Genomic DNA, 2,807 nt, shown 5'->3' with positions numbered 1-2,807 from the left:
GCGGCTGCCATCGCGCCAGCCATTGAGTTGCGCGATCAGATACGGCGCGGGTTGTCCGGCCAGGGGCGGAAAGTGGTCACCTACGCCACTGCCACCGGGGCCATGGCATTGCACGCAACCGGGTATCTGCCGGCTCCAGTCGCCGTACAGCGCCAAGCGTGCGGTCGGGTTATCGGCGATCTGTTGCCGGCGCTCGTCCGGCGCGGGGTCGCTCGGGAGGCTGGCGAGGTAGGTGCTGACCGCCTGGATTTCATCCTCGGTCAGGGCCTTGGCCAGCGGCTCCATCACCGGCTGCTTGCGAGTGCCATTGCGCCAGTCATGCAATTGTTTGCTCAGGTAGCCGGCCGGCAAGCCCGCCAGGCGCGGAAACCCGGCAGCGGCGATACCCTTGCCGTCCGCGCCATGGCAGCCCAGGCAAGCCATGGCGGCAGGGTTGGCCCCGCCTTGGGTGAAGATCTTCTGGCCATCGGCGGCGTGCGCCAGCGGCCAGGCCAGGATCAGCACGCTGCCGATCACGACTCGACTCATCAGGGTCATCACGAAACTCCATTTCTTTTGTTATAAGCTTAAGCTTAAAAAACATAAGCAAATGGATACTAGCCCTGTAAGGGAATTCGCAACAACGCTCCGCCCGACCGAGGGCCTTCTAAGCGCGCTTTACTTGCGCCAGGTCAACTGCCCGAAATGCATTTTGTCGCCGCTGTGCGCACATCACCCAGGCGCAGCGGGAAATTGTTCAAGCGTTCATGCAGCTTGATGCTGCTGCCGCTGCCGCGTTTGTCGATGTCTACCAACGCCGCGGGCCCGGCACCGGCCGACAGCTTCTGTGGCACGATCAGGCGCAGGCCGTCGTCTCGCGGCTCTTCCACCAAGGGATCGCGGGTATCGGCCAAGTGCTGCTTGATGCAGTCGGCATACTCACGCGGCGCCTTGCCAGAGATCACATCCAGCGTCTCGTGGGACTGCTCCAGTTCGGAAACACTGACGCACCCCCCAAGCGCCAACAACAACGCCGCTGCCATCCACTTCATTTGCCGCACCTCAGCTGTCAAGAATCCGCTCTGACAACGGCCAAGCGTTTTTGCTCCCGGCTTTGGCAGATTTATCTTCACGCGAGCCATCGTGGTATCGTTCGCCTTTGCAGAACCAGACTTTGCGGAGCACCCCATGAAATTCGTACACCAGCGCGAGCACTTGAACGAGGACGACATTGTCGTCATCGAGTGTTCCCAGCGCTGCAACATCCGCCTGATGAACGACGCTAACTTCCGCAGTTTCAAGAATGGCGGCCGGCACACCTATCACGGTGGCCACTTCGAGCGCTTCCCGGCCAAGATCACCGTGCCCAGCACCGGTTTCTGGAACATCACCATCGACACCGTGACGACCCGCCCGATCTCGGTAACGCGCAAGCCAACCTTGACCCACAAGATCAAGATCATCCGTCGCTCGTCGTCGAAACTCGGATAACGCCCGCCATGACCCAGACCAAATACGTAATCAAGTACAAGCTCGACGGCCAGCGCCGCTGGGATTTCGCCGTGATGCCCGATGCATCGCAAGAGCAGGCGCTCGACGCCCTGCGCAAGATCCACGGCGAGGACGCCGACAAGATCAGCGACATCCAGGTCAGCAAGGCCCTGTAAAACCCACTGCGCGCAAGGAGAACCGCATGAGTAACTGGCCCGACCGTCGTATCCTCGATCTGTTGGGCATCGCGCTGCCCATGCTCCAAGCGCCCATGGCCGGTGCCAGCGGCTCGGCCATGGCCATCGCGGTGGCCAACGCCGGCGGGCTGGGCGCCCTGCCCTGCGCCATGCTCACCGGCGAGCAGATACGCGAGGAGATCGAAGCCTTTCGCGCCGCCTGCCCGGGGCGGCCGCTGAACCTCAACTTCTTCTGCCACCAGCCGCCGGCGCCAGACCCTGACCGCGCCGCGCGCTGGAAGCAGGCGCTCAAGCCTTACTACCAGGAAGTCGGTGCCGACTTCGAGGCGCCCACCCCGGTCTCCAACCGCGCGCCCTTCGATGAACAAAGCTGCCAACTGGTGGAGCATTTGCGCCCGGAAGTGGTGAGCTTTCACTTCGGCTTGCCTGAGCCCGCGCTGCTGCAGCGCGTCAAGGCGGCGGGCGCCAAGGTGCTGTCCAGTGCCACCACGGTGGAAGAAGCGGTCTGGCTCGAAGCCCATGGCTGCGATGCGATCATCGCCATGGGTTACGAAGCCGGGGGGCATCGCGGCATGTTCCTCAGCGACGACATCACCAGCCAGATCGGCACCTTCGCACTGGTGCCGCAGATCGCCGATGCAGTGCGCCTGCCAGTAATCGCTGCGGGCGGCATAGGCGATCATCGCGGCCTGGTCGCAGCCCTGGCCCTGGGCGCCAGCGCGGTGCAGCTCGGCACCGCCTACCTGTTCTGCCCGGAAGCCAAGGTTTCTGCCGCCCACCGCCGCGCGCTGGACAGCGCACCGGCCAGCGAAACGGCGCTGACCAACCTGTTCACCGGGCGCCCGGCACGGGGCATCAACAACCGCATCATGCGCGAGCTGGGGCCGATGAGTGACCTGGCACCGCGTTTTCCATTGGCCGGTGGCGCGCTGATGCCGATACGGGCGATCACCGACCCGCAAGGCAATAGCGACTTCAGCAACCTGTGGTCGGGGCAAGCGCTGCGCCTGGGCAAAGCGATGCCCGCCGAACAGCTGACCCGAGCGATTGCCGAGCAGGCGCTGGCGCAGCTCAAACGGTAAAGCCCTCTTGCCTGTGGCGGTGCGCGATTTGGCAAGCCGCTGTCATCGGCTCCCCCCC

At 64.1% G+C, this 2,807-nt stretch carries 5 protein-coding genes; 3 read left to right on the top strand and 2 right to left on the bottom strand.

Annotation, left to right across the window (positions count from 1 at the left end):
• Both PMI38_RS02540 and PMI38_RS02535 read right to left on the bottom strand, forming a co-directional pair.
• On the bottom strand, positions 1 to 537 hold a 537-nt coding region (locus PMI38_RS02540; RefSeq protein ID WP_008090283.1), incomplete at its 3' end, for a c-type cytochrome.
• A gap of 134 nt (positions 538 to 671) precedes the next feature.
• Positions 672 to 1,031, bottom strand: coding sequence for a hypothetical protein (locus PMI38_RS02535; protein ID WP_008090282.1), 360 nt, complete (start codon positions 1,029 to 1,031; stop codon positions 672 to 674).
• A 136-nt stretch (positions 1,032 to 1,167) separates the two neighbouring features.
• On the opposite strand from PMI38_RS02535, the gene PMI38_RS02530 reads away from it, so the two are divergent.
• From PMI38_RS02530 to PMI38_RS02525, 3 genes are read left to right on the top strand one after another with little or no spacing between them, the layout of a single operon-like run.
• Entirely contained in the window at positions 1,168 to 1,470 is a 303-nt protein-coding gene (locus PMI38_RS02530) for a DUF1883 domain-containing protein (protein WP_008090281.1), read from the top strand.
• An 8-nt stretch (positions 1,471 to 1,478) separates the two neighbouring features.
• Positions 1,479 to 1,646, top strand: coding sequence for a hypothetical protein (locus PMI38_RS27245; protein WP_008090280.1), 168 nt, complete (start codon positions 1,479 to 1,481; stop codon positions 1,644 to 1,646).
• A gap of 26 nt (positions 1,647 to 1,672) precedes the next feature.
• On the top strand, positions 1,673 to 2,749 hold the full coding sequence (locus tag PMI38_RS02525; RefSeq protein ID WP_008090279.1) for an NAD(P)H-dependent flavin oxidoreductase: 1,077 nt from the start codon (positions 1,673 to 1,675) through the stop codon (positions 2,747 to 2,749).
• The last annotated feature ends 58 nt before the right edge of the window (positions 2,750 to 2,807 follow it).

The organism is Pseudomonas sp. GM84 (genome assembly GCF_000282535.1).
In the GTDB taxonomy this organism is placed as follows: domain Bacteria; phylum Pseudomonadota; class Gammaproteobacteria; order Pseudomonadales; family Pseudomonadaceae; genus Aquipseudomonas.
Note: the sequence above shows the minus strand (reverse complement) of the source record. Positions and strands in the feature narration are given on the sequence as shown.